At 63.8% G+C, this 17,292-nt stretch carries 18 protein-coding genes; 15 read left to right on the top strand and 3 right to left on the bottom strand.

The features are described 5' to 3' along the window. Nucleotides 1-99: 99 nt before the first annotated feature. From hisE to J6497_RS01115, 7 genes are all read left to right on the top strand, one after another. On the top strand, nucleotides 100-498 hold the full coding sequence (hisE, locus tag J6497_RS01085; protein ID WP_225702375.1) for a phosphoribosyl-ATP diphosphatase: 399 nt from the start codon (nucleotides 100-102) through the stop codon (nucleotides 496-498). Between the two features lie 62 nt (nucleotides 499-560). Continuing rightward, nucleotides 561-1,142 (top strand): YqaA family protein, encoded by a 582-nt coding sequence (locus J6497_RS01090; RefSeq protein WP_225702376.1) that lies wholly within the window; start codon nucleotides 561-563, stop codon nucleotides 1,140-1,142. Between the two features lie 227 nt (nucleotides 1,143-1,369). Further along, nucleotides 1,370-1,936, top strand: a complete 567-nt coding sequence (locus J6497_RS01095; RefSeq protein WP_376708142.1) for a hypothetical protein — start codon at nucleotides 1,370-1,372, stop codon at nucleotides 1,934-1,936. Between the two features lie 102 nt (nucleotides 1,937-2,038). After that, nucleotides 2,039-3,007: an NAD(P)H-dependent flavin oxidoreductase gene (locus J6497_RS01100; protein ID WP_225702377.1), complete on the top strand. Its 969-nt coding sequence runs from the start codon at nucleotides 2,039-2,041 to the stop codon at nucleotides 3,005-3,007. 132 nt (nucleotides 3,008-3,139) lie between these two features. Beyond that, entirely contained in the window at nucleotides 3,140-3,775 is a 636-nt protein-coding gene (upp, locus tag J6497_RS01105; RefSeq protein WP_225702378.1) for a uracil phosphoribosyltransferase, read from the top strand. 11 nt (nucleotides 3,776-3,786) lie between these two features. After that, nucleotides 3,787-4,560, top strand: coding sequence for a thioesterase family protein (locus tag J6497_RS01110; RefSeq protein WP_225702379.1), 774 nt, complete (start codon nucleotides 3,787-3,789; stop codon nucleotides 4,558-4,560). Between the two features lie 201 nt (nucleotides 4,561-4,761). After that, nucleotides 4,762-6,813 (top strand): ATP-binding protein, encoded by a 2,052-nt coding sequence (locus J6497_RS01115; protein ID WP_225702380.1) that lies wholly within the window; start codon nucleotides 4,762-4,764, stop codon nucleotides 6,811-6,813. 169 nt (nucleotides 6,814-6,982) lie between these two features. Here J6497_RS01115 and J6497_RS01120 read toward each other — a convergent pair whose 3' ends face one another. Then, on the bottom strand, nucleotides 6,983-8,545 hold the full coding sequence (locus tag J6497_RS01120) for an AMP-binding protein (RefSeq protein WP_225702381.1): 1,563 nt from the start codon (nucleotides 8,543-8,545) through the stop codon (nucleotides 6,983-6,985). A gap of 125 nt (nucleotides 8,546-8,670) precedes the next feature. On the opposite strand from J6497_RS01120, the gene J6497_RS01125 reads away from it, so the two are divergent. From J6497_RS01125 to J6497_RS01135, 3 genes are all read left to right on the top strand, one after another. Beyond that, nucleotides 8,671-9,618 carry an NAD(P)H-dependent flavin oxidoreductase gene (locus J6497_RS01125; RefSeq protein ID WP_225702782.1) on the top strand — a complete coding sequence of 316 codons (948 nt, stop codon included), beginning with the start codon at nucleotides 8,671-8,673 and terminating at the stop codon, nucleotides 9,616-9,618. A 135-nt stretch (nucleotides 9,619-9,753) separates the two neighbouring features. Next, a complete protein-coding gene (locus tag J6497_RS01130) occupies nucleotides 9,754-9,999 on the top strand; it encodes a hypothetical protein (protein ID WP_225702382.1) in 246 nt (81 codons plus the stop codon). A gap of 119 nt (nucleotides 10,000-10,118) precedes the next feature. Further along, nucleotides 10,119-10,850, top strand: a complete 732-nt coding sequence (locus J6497_RS01135) for a hypothetical protein (protein ID WP_225702383.1) — start codon at nucleotides 10,119-10,121, stop codon at nucleotides 10,848-10,850. Between the two features lie 97 nt (nucleotides 10,851-10,947). On the opposite strand, the gene J6497_RS01140 is transcribed toward J6497_RS01135, so the two are convergent. Continuing rightward, entirely contained in the window at nucleotides 10,948-11,250 is a 303-nt protein-coding gene (locus J6497_RS01140) for a hypothetical protein (protein ID WP_225702384.1), read from the bottom strand. A 112-nt stretch (nucleotides 11,251-11,362) separates the two neighbouring features. Beyond that, nucleotides 11,363-11,539, bottom strand: coding sequence for a hypothetical protein (locus J6497_RS01145; RefSeq protein ID WP_225702385.1), 177 nt, complete (start codon nucleotides 11,537-11,539; stop codon nucleotides 11,363-11,365). A 258-nt stretch (nucleotides 11,540-11,797) separates the two neighbouring features. On the opposite strand from J6497_RS01145, the gene J6497_RS01150 reads away from it, so the two are divergent. The 5 genes from J6497_RS01150 (at nucleotide 11,798) to J6497_RS01170 (ending at nucleotide 17,049) form a co-directional block, all read left to right on the top strand. Further along, nucleotides 11,798-13,132, top strand: coding sequence for an ABC transporter substrate-binding protein (locus J6497_RS01150; RefSeq protein ID WP_225702386.1), 1,335 nt, complete (start codon nucleotides 11,798-11,800; stop codon nucleotides 13,130-13,132). A 91-nt stretch (nucleotides 13,133-13,223) separates the two neighbouring features. Beyond that, nucleotides 13,224-14,165 (top strand): carbohydrate ABC transporter permease, encoded by a 942-nt coding sequence (locus J6497_RS01155; RefSeq protein ID WP_225702387.1) that lies wholly within the window; start codon nucleotides 13,224-13,226, stop codon nucleotides 14,163-14,165. After that, nucleotides 14,165-15,016, top strand: a complete 852-nt coding sequence (locus J6497_RS01160; protein WP_225702388.1) for a carbohydrate ABC transporter permease — start codon at nucleotides 14,165-14,167, stop codon at nucleotides 15,014-15,016. The genes J6497_RS01155 and J6497_RS01160 overlap by 1 nt, the downstream gene beginning before the upstream one ends. 33 nt (nucleotides 15,017-15,049) lie before the next feature. Then, a complete protein-coding gene (locus J6497_RS01165; RefSeq protein ID WP_225702389.1) occupies nucleotides 15,050-16,141 on the top strand; it encodes an ABC transporter ATP-binding protein in 1,092 nt (363 codons plus the stop codon). Nucleotides 16,142-16,191: 50 nt separating this feature from the next. After that, the gene (locus tag J6497_RS01170) at nucleotides 16,192-17,049 is read left to right on the top strand and encodes a c-type cytochrome (protein WP_225702390.1); all 858 of its coding nucleotides are present in this window, start codon (nucleotides 16,192-16,194) and stop codon (nucleotides 17,047-17,049) included. Nucleotides 17,050-17,292 lie beyond the last annotated feature (243 nt).

Genomic DNA, 17,292 nt, shown 5'->3' on the forward strand with positions numbered 1-17,292 from the left:
ATCGAGACGGCACCACCGGCCCGCGCGGCCGGTGGATTTTTTTCGCCTACCAGTCAGCATGTTAACACGCTGGCCAGAGGTTTGATTTAGGCTTGAAGAATGAGTGATTCGCTCGAGCGGCTCTACCAGGCGGTTCTCGCGGCCCGGCATCTCGATCCGGCGACGTCGCGTACCGCCCGGCTGTTTCAGCGCGGGCCGTCCAAGATGGCCAAGAAGCTCGCCGAGGAAGCGATCGAGGTCGTGATCGACGCTCTCACCGGCAAGACCGAGGCCGTGGTCCGCGAGAGCGCCGACCTTCTCTATAACCTGACCGTTTTGTGGGCAGCCGCCGGGGTGAAGCCGGAGGATGTCTGGAAAGAAATGGAACGGCGCGAGCATTTGCTTGGAATCGCCGAAAAACTGCCGAAGACAGGTGCCAGGCTCTCGAAGCCGCCGGCCGAGCCGGTCGTGCGGCGGCGAATTGTCGCGCTCGAAAGCACCCTGCGGAAGCGGCGCTGACCCGTCAACAATCCTCTCTTGCCGGCATGGACAAATGCGCTCCATGATGGTTGATCGCGCCCATGCTGAAACGGATCTACGACTGGTGCATCGACGCCGCCGACAAACCCCATGCGCTCTGGATTCTCGCAGCGGTCGCTTTCGCTGAGAGCTCGTTCTTCCCGGTGCCCCCCGACATCATGCTGCTGCCGATGTCGCTGGCGCAGCCGAGGCGCGCCTGGTGGTTCGCCACCGTCTGCACGATCGCGTCCGTGGCCGGCGGCGTGCTCGGCTACGCCATCGGCGCGCTGCTCTATGACTCGCTCGGCCATTGGCTGATCACCATCTACGGCCTCAGCGACAAGGTCGACACCTTCCGTGCTTCCTATGCCGAATGGGGCGCGGTGATCATCCTGCTCAAGGGCCTGACCCCGATCCCCTACAAGCTCGTCACCATCACCTCGGGCTTCGCCGGCTACAACATCTGGCTGTTCATCCTGTGCTCGATCATCGCGCGCGGCGGCCGTTTCTTCATCGTCGCGGTCCTGCTCAACCGCTATGGCGACTTCATCCGCAAGGAATTGGAGAAGCGGCTGGGGTTCTACGTCACGCTCGGCGCGATCGTGCTGGTGCTCGGATTCTACATCGCCTTCAAGCTGGTTTGATCCTGCGCGACCAGGTCCGCACTCTAGCACTCTAACCCCTCATGGTGAGGAGGCGCATTAGCGCTGTCTCCGGACGATGCTTCGCATCGCCTTGAGAGCCATGAGGCCCCCGGTCGGGCCCGCGGCCCATCCTTCGAGACGCGCGCGAGGCGCGCTCCTCCGCATGAGGGTGGCAGGTGTGACGCAAAGCGCTTTACCGCAGCGGCGTCGTCGGGTTACGCTTCTCTATGCTTGGTCGACTCGGGCTTCTTGTTCGCATCGGACCGTCAACGGCCAAGGCGGGCCTTGCCCTGTCGATGCTGACACTCTCGCCCGAATTCGCCTTTCCGCAAGCCGCACCGCCGGTCTCGCTCGGCGTCCAGTCTCAACCCCAGCAGCCGCCTCAGCCGAACCAGGCACCGCCGCCCGTGCGCGAGGAGAATCCGGGCCTCATCAACGAGATCGGCAAGCTGTTCGAAAAGTCCAAGTCGATCCTGCCGCCGCTGAAGAGCCCGGGCGAGACCATGGATGACCTCAACACCAGCGCCAGGGATGTGGGCGATAGCCTGTCTGCTCTCACAAAGCCGTCATTGATCGTCACCGGCCGCGTGGCCTGCCTGGTGGCGGCCAATGGCGCACCGGATTGCAAGGTCGGCGCCGACAAGCTCTGCCAGAGCAAGGGCTACAAGGAGGGCAAGAGCCTGGACACCGACGCCGCCGAAAAATGCTCGCCGATCGTGTTCGTGCCCGGCCATAAGCGCGGCCCCAACGATTGCCGGACGGAAAATTTCGTCACGCGGGCAATCTGCCAGTAGCGCCAAAACGCAATACTTGACACTGGAAAGATTGCCTTGCTGGTATGATGTCTGGCATCTTTAGCCCCAGTTGCTGTTCAGCTAACCGAAGGATCTTCCCTGATGTCCATGCCTGCCTTGTTCAAGGGCCGTCTGTCGATTCCCGTGATCGGTGCGCCGCTGTTCATTATCTCCGTGCCCGATCTCGTGATCGCGCAGTGCAAGGCCGGCGTGGTCGGATCGTTTCCGGCGCTGAACGCGCGGCCGCCGGAGCTGCTGGACGAATGGCTAGCGCGGATCAAGGAAGAGCTCGCGGCCTATGACAGGGCGCACCCTGAGCGGCCGTCGGCGCCGTTCGCGGTCAACCAGATCGTGCACAAGTCGAACAACCGGCTCGATCATGACCTTGCGCTTTGCGAGAAGCACAAGGTCCCGATGATCATCTCCTCGCTCGGCGCGCGCGAGGAGCTCAATCAGGCCGTGCACAACTGGGGCGGCATCGTCTTCCACGACGTGATCAACCAGAAGTTCGCCCACAAGGCGATCGAGAAAGGCGCCGACGGCCTGATCCTGGTGGCGGCCGGCGCGGGCGGCCATGCCGGCACGCTGTCGCCGTTCCCCTTCGTTGCGGAGACGCGGCAGTGGTTCGACGGCCCGATCGCGCTGTCGGGCGCGATGGGCAACGGCAAGGCGATCCGCGCCGCGCGCATCCTCGGCGCCGACTTCGCCTATATCGGCTCGGCCTTCATCGCGACGAAAGAAGCGAACGCGGTCGAAGGCTACAAGACAATGATCACTGGTTCCGCCGCCGAAGACATCGTCTATTCCAACCTGTTCACCGGCGTGCACGGCAATTACCTGAAGCCGTCGATCGTCGCGGCCGGCATGGATCCGGACAATCTGCCGACCTCCGACCCCTCCAAGATGAGCTTCGGCACCGATGCTTCCGGCGAGCGGTCGAAGCCGAAGGCGTGGAAGGAGATCTGGGGAAGCGGCCAGGGCGTCGGCAGCGTCGAGAAGATCGTGCCTGCCGCCGAGCTGATCGCACGCTTCAAGAAGGAATATGACGAAGCGGTCGATCTGCTGCTGTAGTCACCGTCGTTGGGTGCGGCGTCTTTCCTGGTTCGTCATGCCCGGGCTTGACCCGGGCACGACGGAGCGGGGCGCCCGTTGCCGTCCGCACACCCTTGATGCGCCCATCACGCCTATGCGAAAAAGACCGCCATGAGCGCCGCCGCCGTCATCGTCGTCAACCATCCTTTGGTGCAGCACAAGCTCACGCTGATGCGTGAGCGCGACCGGTCGATCAAAAGCTTCCGGGAACTCGTCAACGAGGTCGGCATGCTGCTCTGCTACGAGGTGACGCGCGACCTGCCGCTCGAGCTCGTGGAAATCGAGACGCCGCTGATGCCGATGCAGGCGCCGATGATCGCAGGCAAGAAACTGACCTTCGCGCCGATCCTGCGCGCCGGCGTCGGCTTCCTGGACGGCATGCTCGCGCTGGTGCCGTCGGCACGCGTGTCGCATATCGGGCTCTATCGCGATCCCGACACGCTGGAAGCAGTCGAATATTTCTTCAAGGCGCCGCACGATCTGTCGGATCGCACCGCGATCCTGATGGACCCGATGCTGGCGACCGGCAATTCCGCGGTCGCCGGCGCGACGCTGTTGAAGAAGCGCGGCGCGCGCGACATCCGCTTCGTCTGCCTGCTGGCCGCGCCCGAGGGGATCGCGCATTTTCAAAAGGAGCACCCCGATGTGCCGCTCTGGACCGCGGCCATCGATGAGCGCTTGAACGACCACGGCTACATCCTGCCCGGCCTCGGCGACGCCGGCGACCGCATGTTCGGCACCAAATAGGCCCTGATATCATGGACCCCATCTTCCGCGTCGACGGCAACAAGGTCTCCACCAGCCCCGATGCCGCCGGCCCCTGGCATCCGCACATGCAGCACGGTTCCGCGCCCGCAGCGCTTGTGGTGTGGGCCGCGGAGTCCCTGGCCACGCCGGTGCCGATGCAGATCGCACGCGTCACCATCGACCTGATGCGGCCGGTCCCGGTCGCGCCGCTCACCATCGAGACCGAGATCTTGCGCGAGGGCCGCAAGATCCAGCTCTGCGGCGTCCGGCTGTCGGCCGAAGGCGTGCCTGTCGTCGCGGCTTCCGTGCTGCGGATCAAGTCGCAGGCGCAGGCATTGCCGCCTGATGTCGTTGATCTGCCGCTCGCCTATCCCGGCCCAGATCAATCGATGTTCGAGCCCGCCGACAACGCCGGCAGCCCGTTCACGAAATGCATCTCGATGCGCGCCGCGCGCGGCCGCTTCGGCATCGTTGGCCCGGCCGCGATCTGGTTTCGCGTCGACCGGCCGCTGATCGCGGGATCGCCGGTGTCGCAGGCGATGCGCGCAGTGATCGCCGCCGACTTCAGTAACGGCACCTCGTCCGCACTCGATTTCCGGGAGTGGACGTTCATCAATGCCGACCTCACCGTGAGCCTGGCGCGGCAGCCAGTCGGCGAGTGGATTCTGCTCGACGGCGAAAGCTGGATCGGATCCGACGGGACCGGGCTTGCGATGTCGCGCCTCGCCGACGAGCGCGGCTATTTCGGCCGTGCCGTGCAAAGCCTGGTGATCGAGAAGCGCTAGAAAACGCTCGCGCACGCGGCGAAAAATCGCCGCTTCGCCTTGGAACGCTTCGAGGCTGAGCGAGTTTGGCCCCTCGTTGAGGGCCATCATGAAGCGCGTTGATTTAGCGACCGGCGGAGTGACGCTCGCTGCCGGGCAAGCGTCAGTCGTCATCGCCTCCTTTCCTATTGCAGTTGAGCCTTTTTCAAGTCGGAGCGTGCCGTGAGGCCGGGTCCTTCCTCCGAGCGTGCGGTGGTCCTTGCTTCGACCGAGCGTGAGGCGCTCGAGACCGCCACCCTGATCCGCGAGGCCGGCTATTATGCCAACATCTGCGGTGATCTCGCTGAGCTCAGTCGCGAGATCGCAGGCGGCGCAGGCCTGGCCGTGATTGCCGATGACGCCATCAAGGGGGCGGATCCGACCGGCCTGACGCGATGGCTCAACGATCAGCCGGCATGGTCAGATTTTCCAATTGTGCTCCTGACTCAGGGCGGCAGCCCGGAGCGCGATCCGGGCGCGGTACGGCTCGGCAAGATCCTGGGCAACGTGACTTTCATCGAGCGCCCGTTTCATCCCACCACGCTTGCGAGCATTGTCGGCTCCGCGGTGCGTGGCCGGCGCCGCCAATACCAGACCCGCGCCATCCTCGAAGACCTCACCGAAAGCGAGGGTCTGCTGCAGACCGCGCTGAATGCCGGCCAGCTCGGCGCACTGGAACTGCATCTGCCGGAATTCGAGCTCGAGGCCTCGGATATCTGCAAAACCTATTTCGGCCGCCGCACGAGCGAGCCGTTCACCTACCAGGAACTCCTCGACGCCGTGCATCCAGATGACCGTGCGCGGCGTCTTGGCGTCCTCGAGCAAAGTATCCGCACCGGCAAGCATTACGCGATCGAATACCGGGTGACCTGGCCGGACGGCTCGCAGCACTGGCTCGACGTCCGCGCCCGCGCCGTGCGGCGGCCCGATGGCAGCCTCAAATCGCTGGTCGGTGTCTGCTCCGACATTACCCTGCGCAAGACCGCTGAGATCGAGCGCGAGAACCTGCTGGCCCAGCTTGCAGCCGAGCGCACCGCGCTTTCGGAACTGACCGCGACGCTGGAGCAGCGCGTCGAGCAGCGCACCGCCGACCTCTTGAAAGAGGTCGCGGCGCGCGAAAAGGCGCAGGAGCAGCTCCGCCATGCGCAGAAGATGGAGACCGTCGGTCAGCTCACCGGCGGCATCGCCCATGACTTCAACAATCTCCTGATGGCGGTGATGGGCAACCTCGAGCTCTTGCGCAAGCGCCTGCCGAGCGACCAGCGCCTGCATCGCCTCATCGACGGCGCGATGCAGGGCGCCGAGCGCGGCGCCTCGCTCACACAGCGTCTGCTCGCCTTCGCCCGCCAGCAGGACCTGCGCGTCGAGCCGGTCGGTCTGCGGGCGTTGGTCCAAGGCATGAGCAACCTGCTCGAGCGCTCGCTGGGCCCGCGGATCGCATTGCGCCTTGACCTGCCTGAGGGCCTGCCGCCGGCGCGGGTCGACGCCAACCAGCTTGAGCTTGCGATCCTCAACCTCGCGATCAACGCGCGCGATGCGATGCCGGATGGCGGCACGATCGACATCAAGGTTTCGGAAGATCAGGCAGCGAAGGATCCGGCGCTCAAGCCGGGCAGCTATCTGAAGCTGTCGGTGATCGACACAGGCACCGGGATGACGCCAGAGATCCTGAAGCGCGCGATCGAGCCGTTCTTCTCGTCAAAGCCGCTCGGCAAGGGCACGGGGCTCGGACTGTCGATGGTGCATGGGCTCACGGTGCAGCTCGGCGGCACGCTGCAGCTTTCCAGTATCGAAGGCCAGGGGACCACCGCGACGCTGATGCTGCCGGTTGCGACGGTCCTCGCTGAAGCCGCGAACCCGGCGCCGCCGGCGCGCAAGCTCAAACGCTCCGCTGTGATACTGTTCGTCGACGACGATCCCCTGATCGCGATGTCGACCAGGGAGATGCTGGAGGATCTCGGCCATCGCGTGATCGGCGCCACCTCAGGCCTGCACGCGCTCGATATCCTTCGCAGCGAGCAGCCACTCGACCTGATGATGACCGATCACGTGATGCCGGGGATGACCGGGCTCGAACTCGCCGCCGCCACGCGAAAAGTGCGCCCATCGCTGCCGATCCTGCTCGCCACCGGCTATGCCGAACTGCCCGACGGCGTGCAGGTCGACCTGCCGCGGCTGGCGAAACCGTATCATCAGGACCAGTTGCGGGATCGGCTGGATCAATTGCTGCGGTGAGAGGGCTTTTGGTAACGCCGGTGGCCTCATGGTTCGAGACGCGCGTGCCGCGCTCCTCACCATGAGGGTCTGAGAGCGTCAAAGATCAAAGAGAAGTCTTAGACCCTCATGGTGAGGAGGCGCAAAGCGCCGTCTCGAACCATGAGGCCACCGCCCTCTCATCTATGCGTCACCCCACCATCCGCTCGCGGCCGGCCCAGAAGCCTGCCTTCAACACCTTCTTGTCGACCTTGCCGACGCCGGTCATCGGCAATTCTTTCACGATGCGGATCTGCTTCGGCGCGTGCGCCGAGCCTTTCTTCGCTTTCACCAGGTTGATCAGTTCGTCGACGTCTGGTCGCGCGCCGTCGCGCGCGACGATAACAGCGGTGACCGCTTCGCCCCATTTGTCGTCGGGCACGCCGACCACCGCCACCATTGCCACGTCAGCATGCTGCGACAGCACATCCTCAACCTCGCGCGGGAAGATGTTGAAGCCGCCGGAGACGATCATGTCCTTCTTGCGATCGAGGATGTACATGTAGCCGCGCTCGTCGGCGCGGGCGATGTCACCGGTATGCAGCCAGCCGTTCTTGAGCGTCTCCGCGGTGGTGTCCGGCCGCTTCCAGTATTCCGCCATCACGTGCGGCGCGCGCACGCAGATCTCGCCGGGCTCTCCGGCTCTGACCTCCTCGTCATTGTCGTCGAGGATCTTCACATCACAAACCGCAATGGGGAAGCCGCAGGACAGGAACAGCTCGGGCGTTTTCGGATCATGGTCGGCCTTGCGCAGCACCGAGACCGGATAGCATTCGGTCTGGCCGTAGAGTTGCGAGAACACCGGCCCGATGCGCTCGATGCCCTCGACCAGCCGGCTCGGCGACATCGCCGAGGCCCCGTAGAGCAACAGTTCAAGCGAGGAGAGATCGGTCTTGTCCAGCAGAGGATGATCGAGCAGCACGTAGATCATGGTCGGCACGAACAGCGTGAAGTTGATTTTGTCGCGTTCGATGGTCTTGAGCACGGCCTCGGGATCAAAACCTTTCAGCATGTGCACGGTGCCGCCACGCATCAGCGCTGGCAGCACCTTGGTTCCGGCGACATGGCTGATCGGCGCCACCGTGAGATAGCGCGGCGTCTCGGGGATCTCGAAATCGGCCAGGATGGCGGCGGCAAAGCCGCCATATTCGCGATGGTAGCGCAGCGCGCCCTTGGATTTGCCTGTCGTGCCGCCGGTATAGTTCAGCGTCGCGATGTCGTCTGGTCCGGCCAGGCAGCGCGCGGTGGCGCGCCCCGCCTGCTCGATCGCCTGCAACAGGTCGACGCCGTAATCGGCGGGCCCGAGCGTGAACACGGTCTTCACGCCTGCGGCTTTGGCTGCGAGATCGCCACCGCGGTCGCGGAAGGTCGCCGCATCGATGATGAGCATCTCGGCGTCCGAATCCTCGATCTGGAACAGCTGATCGTCCAGTGATCCCAGAGGATGCAGCCAGGTGATCGCAAGCCGCGCGAGCTGCGCGGCGACGCCGGCGCACCAGGTGTCGGCGCGGTTGGCGGTCAAGAGCGCGACTCGGGTGCCGGGCGCGAAGCCGAGCCGCATGAACACGTTCTGCATCCGCCCGATCAGGTCGGTTGCGCCCTGATAGGTGATCGAGCCGCCTGGCCAGCTGAAGGCGGTGCGCGAGGGATAGCGTGCCAGCGCCCGCAGCGTCTGCTCGCACACCGGTGGAAACGCATAGAGCGGATGGCTCATCTGAAAATTCCTCCCTGTCGGTTTTGTGTCTGGCATTTCTTCATGCCAATGTTGGCGATGACGCTAACACAACAAGGAAGTGGCTCAAGCCGGAAGAGGGAAGAAACGCCTTGCCGTCGAACGACATGCTGTCGCGCTTTCGCGAACGCCTCTCGCTGCCGCTGATCGCAGCGCCGATGTTTCTGGTCTCCGGTGTCGAGCTGGTGGTGGCCGCCTGCCGTAACGGCGTGATCGGCTCGTTTCCCACGGTGAATTGCCGCGAGGCGGAACAGCTCGATCAGTGGCTCGCCGAGATCGAGAATCGATTGCAGTGTCATTCCGACGCAAGCGGCAAGGCCGCCGCGCCGATCTGCGCGAACCTGATCGTGCACCGCTCCAACGCCCGGCTGCAGCAGGATCTGGACATGCTGCTGCGTCATAGGCCGGAGATGGTCATCACGTCGGTCGGCTCGCCGGCGCCTGTGCTGGAGCCGCTGCACGATGTCGGCGCGTTGGTGTTCGCCGATGTCGCCTCGATCCGTCACGCGGAGCGCGCGATTGAGGCCGGCGCCGACGGATTGGTGCTGCTCACCGCCGGCGCAGGCGGGCAGACTGGCTGGCTCAATCCGTTCGTGTTCGTGCGCGCGGTCCGCGCCTTCTTTGCGGGTCCGATCGTGCTCGCCGGCGGCATCAGCGATGGCCATGCGCTCCGCGCCGCCGAAGCGCTCGGCTGCGACCTCGCTTACATGGGTACGAAATTCATCGCCACGCGCGAGAGCATGGCGGACGCCCGGTACAAGGCGATGCTGGTCGCAAGCAACGCCGACCACGTCCTGCTCACCACGGCTTTCACTGGCCTGCAGACCAACATGCTGCGGCCCTCGATCGAAGCCGCTGGACTCGATCCCGACAATCTGCCGCAGCGCGGCGCCATCGATATCGGCAAGGATATCGACATCGGTGCCCGCGAAAGCCGCCCCAAGCGCTGGCGCGACATCTGGAGCGCCGGTCATTCGGTCTCAGGCGTGACGGATGTGCTGGCGGTGGACGACCTGGTGGCGCGGACGGCTGAGGAATATCGCGCCGCCCTGTAGCCCGGATGGAGGGAAGCGTCATCCAGGATGAGGGTCCCCATTTAACCCGGCCTTAACCACGTTCGCTCCAACAATAGCTGCGCAGGACAGCCCGCCGCCACGGCCGGGCTGGCGCAGGATCAAAGGGGATGCGACGTGCTTCTTGAGGCCTTTCTCACCAAAACCCCCGCAACCCTCGATGAGCTCTGGATCCGCGTCCACCGTGCCTTGCAGCGCCATCCGCTGTGCCGCAACGTCGAATTCGAGATCGTCAGGATGCCCCGAACCCGCCGGACCAACTGGACCATCAGCCTGCATTCGGTATCGGGGTCCGCGCTGTTCGAGGCCCATGAGATCGTCGCCGACATCCAGGAGGCTTATGAGCTGGCTGCCGCGGCCTGATTTTCGCTGGTTTGGATGCGATTTTTTCGGCTTTTCCCCGCGCTGGCGGTTCCAAGGGCATGCTAACGCCGCAATTGGCGTTCAATTTCACAGAAAGTCCGGCCGGGATGGAGACTTCGTTGACTAGGGCCATTACCATCATCGCGCTGACCTGCTTCCTCGTGGTTGGCGCCGCCGCCACCAGCATTTTGAGCCGCGACAGCGTGCCGATGCCGCGCAGTGAGGTTGCCGCGGGCGATCCCGCGCTCGCTCATCCCGTCTCCAACAAGGAGAGCAAGAAGGACCGCCTCGCGGTCGTGGCCTACGCGCTCGCCGCCTATGAGCCGCAGCCGCAGACCCCAGCGCAGGCGCAGCTTCAGGCCCAAGCCCAGGCCGCCATCCCGGACCTCACGGCTTCGCTGCGTCAGGCCTATGCCTCGACCGAGCCCGCCGATGTCGGTCTGCCGAAATTGACCGAGCCGCCGGCGAACCAGCCTGCGACCGCCCAGCCGACCGCGCCGGCACCCGCGAAGCCGAAGGCGGCCGCCAAACACGCCCCGCAGAAGAACCACGCGCTGCTCAGCGACGCGCAGATCGCCGGCATCAAGGAGCGGCTGAAGCTGACCTCGTCGCAGGAATATTACTGGCCTGCGGTCGAGACCGCGCTCCGCGCCGTCGCCCGCAAGATCCACCAGAACCGCCAGGCAGATCCGAACGTGACCGGCGTGCCGATCGATCCGGACTCCGATGAAGTGCAGCAATTGAAATCGGCGGCCATGCCGCTCCTGTTCCAGCTGCGCGAGGATCAGAAGAACGAAGTCCGCTCGCTCGCCCGCGTCATCGGCCTGGAAAAAGTCGCCGCGATGATCTGAGCGCCGCGGATCCACTTAACTTCTCCGGCAAGCAAGCGGGAGAGGGCGCAGGCCTATCGAGCGCGCCCGGAATAATGCGACTAACGATCGCCCGCGATCAATGCAGCAGATCGTACGCCGCGACGCGATTGATGTCGGCCAGGCGACGATCGGCATTGGCCTGAAGGTCGAGGCTTCCAACCAGGTCAAGCAGACGCTGATAGGCGCGGTCCGCGACGTCGACCGGCAGAGGTTCTTCATCGAAGGCTTCGATGTAGCCGTCGGCGAGATCGCTCAGCAGCCGGCACAAAGCCTGCTGCCCGGGCTCGTCCCTCACCAACGTGTCGAGTTTTTGCTGGAAATTTCTGAAGGTTCGCAAGCCATGGTGCTGCTGCGAGAGCCATGCATGCAAGTCGTTCATATGAGCCTCTTCATGCTACGGAAGAAGCTACCGGCTTATACACGCGGCCGGCCTCTCGCGCCATGGCAATTTTTTTGCCATCCGGCTCTTGAAAGAGACGAACGGGGTAACATCAAGCCTCGTCGCGCCAGCCTCCCAACAGGAAAACCCGGCGCGGTCTGCGATTTGCTCCCGCCTGGGCCTGAACGTCGGTGAGATCGACGCTGCTTCGCTTCATCAGGGCCTTGGCGATGATCCCGATGATGAAAAAGGGCGCGAGATAGACCACGAACACTTCGAGCGCGCGCATGGGACCGCTCCACGTGATTGTGACCCCCTTATAGCACTGGGACGGCGCATGCACTGCCCGAACGCTGCGGTGCGGAAGGTTACACGCGGATGCTGTCCCCGTTCAGTGCCGGTCCGGGCGGGCTTCCGCCCCCGCCCCACGCCGGTATCGGAATTGCGCAGGCGTGCTAATATCCCGAGTCCTTCACGCCCAATTCTCTTGGGCGACGTCTGCATGCAAAGAGGAGAATTCAACCTACAAGATACGGGAGGACACATCATGGCTCGCATAAATCGGCGTGAGCTTCTTAAGCTTTCCGGCGGCGGTGCAGTCGCGGTAAGGACTGGGGGACTAGCGTCAATACTTGCCCTGAAGCAGGCGCCCGCCTTCGCACAAGCAACGACGATTCATTGGCTGCGCTGGAACGATTTCGTTCCCGCCTCGGACGAGGTGCTCCGCAAGACGATCGTTCCCGAATGCGCCAAGGCGCTCGGCATCAAGCTCAACATCGAGATGATCAACGGCAACGACATCCAGGCCCGCACCACCTCGGCGATTCAGTCCGGCACCGGACCGGACGTGATCTGCGCGCTGAACAACTGGGCGCAGCTCTATCCCGAGAGCGTGATCGACGTCAGCTATGTGGCGGAGGAGATCGGCAAGGCGCAGGGCGGATTCTACGAGGAATCCCGCACCGTCGCCAATGACGGCAAGAAATGGATCGCGGTCCCCTGGTGCGTGCTCGGCGCGCAATTGGCGTACCGCAAGTCCTGGTTCGCCGAGGTCGGCTACGACGCCCCGAAGTTCCCGCAAACCTGGGAGGAATATCGTGAGGCCGGCAAGAAACTCAAGGAGAAAGGCCGGCCCCTGGGCCAGACGGTCGGCCACAGCTTCGGCGACCCGCCGACTTATGCCTATCCGTATCTTTGGTCATGGGGCGGCAAGGAGGTCGAAGCGGACGGCAAGACGGTGGCGCTGAACTCCAAGGCAACGGTCGATTCCGTCAAGTTCGCCGTTGGCTTCTGGAAGGACGCCTATGACGAGGGCGGGCTCGCCTGGGACGACACCAGCAACAACCGGGCCTTCCTCGCAGGCACCATCAGCTCCACACTGAATGGCGCCTCGATCTATATCGAGGCCAAGCGCAAGCCGCAGGTCTATCTGACCGAGACCGGCACCCCGCTCTGGCAAGACATCCTGCACGCGCCGCTGCCCAAGGGCGTCGCCGGCCAGTACGGCTATCACCTGCCGATGTCGAACATGCTGATGAAGTATGTAAAGGACCCAAAGCCCGGCAAGGAGTTCCTGCGCTGGATCACCTCGAAGCCGGTCTATCAGGCGTGGTTCGAGTCGCAGCAGGGCTATTCCGTCGGGGCGACCACGATTTGGGAGCAGGACAAGCTCTGGGACAAGGACCCCGTGATGCTGCCCTTCCGGACGGCGGCGCGGGCCGGACGTTTCCCCGGCTACGCCGGACCGGCCGACCGCCGCGCAGCCGAGGTGCTCAGCAAGTACATCGTCGTCGACATGACGGCAAAGGCGATCCAGGGCACGCCGGCGGAAGACGCCGTGAAATGGGCGCACGAGGAGGTCGCAAGGATTTATGCCGCTTGAAGCGCCTTCCTCGGCGCGCTAGGTTTTGATCTCGCCTCGGTGCTGCGGCCCGCGGCCGCAGCGCTCCGGCAGCCGTTCGGAGAACCGCTCGATGGCCGTCGACTCCGTCGCCGCCGCAAGACCCTACGTGGCCGCGCCGCGGCGCGGGCCGGTGACGCGAATTCTCGAGAACGAACACTGGTTCGCTTTCTTCCTGCTGCTGCCGACCGCAGTGCTGCTCGGCCTCTTCATCGCCTATCCCTTTGTCAAGGGCGTGCTGCTGGCCGTGACCGACGCCAAGGTCGGCGTGCCCGGAAACTTCGTCGGACTGCAGAATTTCGCAGTGCTGATGAACGACAGCATCTTCCGGATCGCAGTCTGGAATACGATCCTCTACACGGTGGTGACGACGATCTTCAAGCTGGCGCTCGGCCTGTGGCTCGCTCTGCTGCTCAACCGCCATTTCAGGGGAAAGGCTCTAACCCGCGCCTTCATCCTGTTGCCCTTCATCATCCCGACCGTGCTCTCGACCTTTGCGTGGAAGTGGATGTTCGATCCGACCTTCAGCGTCATCAACTGGACGCTGTTTCACCTCGGCATTATCCGCACCCGCATCAATTGGCTGGGCGATCCCGGGCTTGCGCTGATCTCGGTGATGATCGTCAATATCTGGCGCGGCGTGCCGTTCTACGCGATCAGCCTGCTCGCTGGGTTGCAGACCATCAGCCCGGAGCTGGCCGAGGCGGCCGCGATCGATGGAGCGCGGCCCTGGCAGCGCTTCCGCTACATCACCTGGCCGCTGCTGCTGCCGGTCACCATGGTCGTCGTGCTGTTCTCGGTGATCCAGACATTCGCTGACTTCCAGCTCGTCTATATCCTGACCGGCGGCGGACCGGCCAACGCCACGCAGCTCTTTGCGACCTATGCCTATCAGATCGGCGTCGGCACGGGTCTGCTCGGCGAGGGCGCGGCGATCTCGCTCGCCATGTTCCCGGTGCTGCTCATCGTCGTGGTGGTGCAGCTCCTCTATATCCGCCGCGTGGAGACACACTGATGATAGAGGGCGCGCGCTGGCGACGTTGGATCTTCTTCAATCTCCCGCTCGCACTGTTCGTGATCGGGCTGCTCTTCCCGTTCTATTGGATGATGGTGACGACGGTGCGGCCGGACGCCGAGCTCTATCGTCCCTGGATGGCGCCGAACTACACGCCGTTCTGGACGCTCAATCCCACCCTTGACCATATCCGCTACCTCCTGAACAAGACGCTGTTCAACAGGTGGATGCTGAACACCTTCTTCATCTCGGTGCTGGCCACGGTGATCTCGCTTTTCTGCGGGCTCCTCGCCGGCTACGCGCTCTCCCGGCTCAAATTTCCGTTCGCCGGCAGCCTCGGCACCGGAATCTTCATCACCTATCTCGTGCCGCAGACGCTGCTGTTCATTCCGCTCGCCGATATCATTCGCAACTTCCGCCTCGGCGATACGCCCTGGGCGCTCGTTCTCACATATCCCACTTTCCTCATCCCGTTCTGCACCTGGCTGCTGATGGGCTACTTCAAGGCGATCCCGCGCGAGCTCGAGGAGTGCGCGCGCATCGACGGCGCGACGCGGTGGCAGGCGATGGTCTACATCGTCTTCCCGGTCGCGGTGCCGGGCATCCTTTCAGCCGGAATCTTCGCCTTCACGCTGTCGTGGAACGAGTTCATCTATGCTCTCGTCTTCCTGTCCTCGCCGGAGCAGAAGACGGTCTCCGTCGGCATCACCTCGGAGCTTGTCCGCGGCGATGTGTTCTACTGGGGCTCGCTGATGGCCGGCGCGCTTCTCGGTTCGGTACCGGTAGCGCTGATCTATTCTTTCTTCGTCGAGTACTACGTCGCCGGCATCACCGGGTCGGTCAAAGGGTGACGCATATCCGAAGGGTGAGCCAAAGGGTGAGCTATGGCTCGGGTCATCATACGGGACTTGAACAAGAAGTTTGACGCCGTCCATGCCGTCAAGGACGTGAATCTCGAGATTCACGACAAGGAGTTCGTGGTGCTTGTCGGTCCCTCCGGCTGCGGCAAGACGACGACGCTCCGCATGGTGGCCGGACTCGAAACGATCACGTCGGGCGACATCCTGATCGGTGACCGGGTCGTCAACGAGTTGCCGCCGATGGACCGCGACATCGCCATGGTGTTCCAGAACTACGCGCTTTACCCGCACATGAGCGTCTACGACAACATGGCCTTCGGCCTGAAGATGCGCGGGTTCGATCGCAGCGAGATCGCCAGCCGCGTGAAGGCGGCGGCCGAAATCCTCGGCATCGAGGAACAGCTGAAGCGCAAGCCGCGGCAGCTCTCCGGCGGCCAGCGGCAGCGCGTCGCCCTGGGCCGCGCCATCGTCCGGCATCCACAGGTGTTCCTGTTCGACGAGCCGCTATCGAACCTCGACGCCAAGCTGCGCATCCAGATGCGGGTGGAGATCAAGAAGATCCACGACCGTCTCGGCACCACCGCAATATACGTCACCCATGACCAGGTCGAAGCGATGACGCTTGGCGATCGCGTGGTCGTCATGAAAGATGGCCTCGTTCAGCAGGTGGGCGAGCCGCTCGAACTCTACAACGAGCCCGCCAACCGCTTCGTCGCAGGCTTCATCGGCTCCCCCGCCATGAACTTCGCGACGGTGGAAATGGCCGACGCTGACGGCGCCATCTGGGCCCGCCATGAGGGCATCCGCATCAAGCTGCCGGCCGAGCTCGCGGGCCGCCTCCGGCAGCATGTGGGAGGGAAGGTCACGCTCGGAATCCGGCCGGAAGATCTGCGCCTCGCGTCCGGCAGTGACACGGCGGACTTCAGCTTCGATGCCGTGGTCGAGGTCATCGAGAAGCTCGGCTCCCAGATTCTCCTGGACGTCAGGGTCGGCCCCAACACGATGGTGGCCGCGGTGGAGCCGACCGTGAAGGCGAAAGTGCACGACCGGCTCCGCCTCGCGCTGAACCCCGACCGGCTGTATTTCTTCGACCGTGTGTCGCAAGCGGCAATCTGATGTTTCGTAGCCTGCCGCGTTCGAGGGATGCTTCGGATATGCCCCCAACGATGATCGGGCTTGCTGTCATGGTAGCTTTCTCGTTGGTTGCCTTCACAATGCCAACATCGGTCTGGGCAGCCGGTCCGACGTTGACGGTGTCAGCTGATGGCAGCGTGCAGACCTTCGATCGGGACGCCCTGCTTGCCCGCCCGGATGTCGTCGAAATCACCACGTCGCGTGATGTCGCATATCGCAACGCTCGGACGTATCGGGCCGTGCCGCTCGCGAAGTTATTTGAAGGAATTGGCATTCCGCCCGATGCGGTGGTGGAAGCGGTAGCGCAAGACGGCTTCGTGACCCAACTTCCTCGCGATCTGGTCTATGCCAACAACGGCATCATCGGGTACTTGGCAATCGAACTCGGCGACAGACCGTGGCCGCCAATGCCGGGCAAGGACAAGAGCGCAGGCCCCTTCTATATCGTATGGGTCGGCCATCAAGCGTCATCCGTCCCAACCATGAAGTGGCCGTACCAGGTTGTAAGTTTGTCGGTGCAGGACGCGCCGGCCAGGCGATGGCCCTCGCTCGCAGTTGATTCCAGGCTCCCCGCACTTCATCCGGCGCGAGACGGCCAGATCATTTTCATGAACAAATGCTTCACATGCCACGCGCTGAACCGGGCAGGACCGGCGTCTGTTGGCCCCGATCTGAATCTGCCGATGAACCCGACGGAGTATTTCACCGACGCCGGTTTGCGCGCGTTGATCCGAGATCCGCGCTCAGTCCGGGTGTGGCCCGAGCAGCGGATGCCCAGCTTTTCCGAAGAGGACCTGAGCGACGAGGAAATCGCGCTGATATTGGCGTATTTGAAGCACATGGCGGACAAAAAGAGCCAGGCCAACGAGCGCGGAGGCAGCAAACAGTAAGCAAATCGAAAGCCGCCGAACTGCGCCGCCGGCTCGACATCCGTGAGCCGGCCTGACCCAAAGGGGTCCTCAGCCACAAGCCAGCATCACGGTGCGCGCTTGTATCCCGGCGTTATTCAGTCCCACCTCGGGATGTATTCCTCTTGATTTCCATAGCGTATCACCGGCGCTACGGGCGGGCCGTAGGGATCGACCCGGTCGTCCTCAGGGCGATAGCGATATCGTGGAACGATATAATAATCC

This window comes from Bradyrhizobium cenepequi (assembly GCF_020329485.1).
GTDB lineage: Bacteria > Pseudomonadota > Alphaproteobacteria > Rhizobiales > Xanthobacteraceae > Bradyrhizobium > Bradyrhizobium cenepequi.

Excerpts from the sequence above, each read along its gene's own strand:
- hisE (WP_225702375.1), top strand. The coding sequence starts at position 100 with ATGAGTGATTCGCTCGAGCGGCTCTACCAGGCGGTTCTCGCGGCCCGG.
- J6497_RS01090 (WP_225702376.1), top strand. The coding sequence starts at position 561 with ATGCTGAAACGGATCTACGACTGGTGCATCGACGCCGCCGACAAACCC.
- J6497_RS01095 (WP_376708142.1), top strand. The coding sequence starts at position 1,370 with ATGCTTGGTCGACTCGGGCTTCTTGTTCGCATCGGACCGTCAACGGCC.
- J6497_RS01100 (WP_225702377.1), top strand. The coding sequence starts at position 2,039 with ATGTCCATGCCTGCCTTGTTCAAGGGCCGTCTGTCGATTCCCGTGATC.
- upp (WP_225702378.1), top strand. The coding sequence starts at position 3,140 with ATGAGCGCCGCCGCCGTCATCGTCGTCAACCATCCTTTGGTGCAGCAC.
- J6497_RS01110 (WP_225702379.1), top strand. The coding sequence starts at position 3,787 with ATGGACCCCATCTTCCGCGTCGACGGCAACAAGGTCTCCACCAGCCCC.
- J6497_RS01120 (WP_225702381.1), bottom strand. The coding sequence starts at position 8,545 with ATGAGCCATCCGCTCTATGCGTTTCCACCGGTGTGCGAGCAGACGCTG.
- J6497_RS01125 (WP_225702782.1), top strand. The coding sequence starts at position 8,671 with ATGCTGTCGCGCTTTCGCGAACGCCTCTCGCTGCCGCTGATCGCAGCG.
- J6497_RS01140 (WP_225702384.1), bottom strand. The coding sequence starts at position 11,250 with ATGAACGACTTGCATGCATGGCTCTCGCAGCAGCACCATGGCTTGCGA.
- J6497_RS01145 (WP_225702385.1), bottom strand. The coding sequence starts at position 11,539 with ATGCGCGCGCTCGAAGTGTTCGTGGTCTATCTCGCGCCCTTTTTCATC.
- J6497_RS01150 (WP_225702386.1), top strand. The coding sequence starts at position 11,798 with ATGGCTCGCATAAATCGGCGTGAGCTTCTTAAGCTTTCCGGCGGCGGT.
- J6497_RS01155 (WP_225702387.1), top strand. The coding sequence starts at position 13,224 with ATGGCCGTCGACTCCGTCGCCGCCGCAAGACCCTACGTGGCCGCGCCG.
- J6497_RS01160 (WP_225702388.1), top strand. The coding sequence starts at position 14,165 with ATGATAGAGGGCGCGCGCTGGCGACGTTGGATCTTCTTCAATCTCCCG.
- J6497_RS01165 (WP_225702389.1), top strand. The coding sequence starts at position 15,050 with ATGGCTCGGGTCATCATACGGGACTTGAACAAGAAGTTTGACGCCGTC.
- J6497_RS01170 (WP_225702390.1), top strand. The coding sequence starts at position 16,192 with ATGATCGGGCTTGCTGTCATGGTAGCTTTCTCGTTGGTTGCCTTCACA.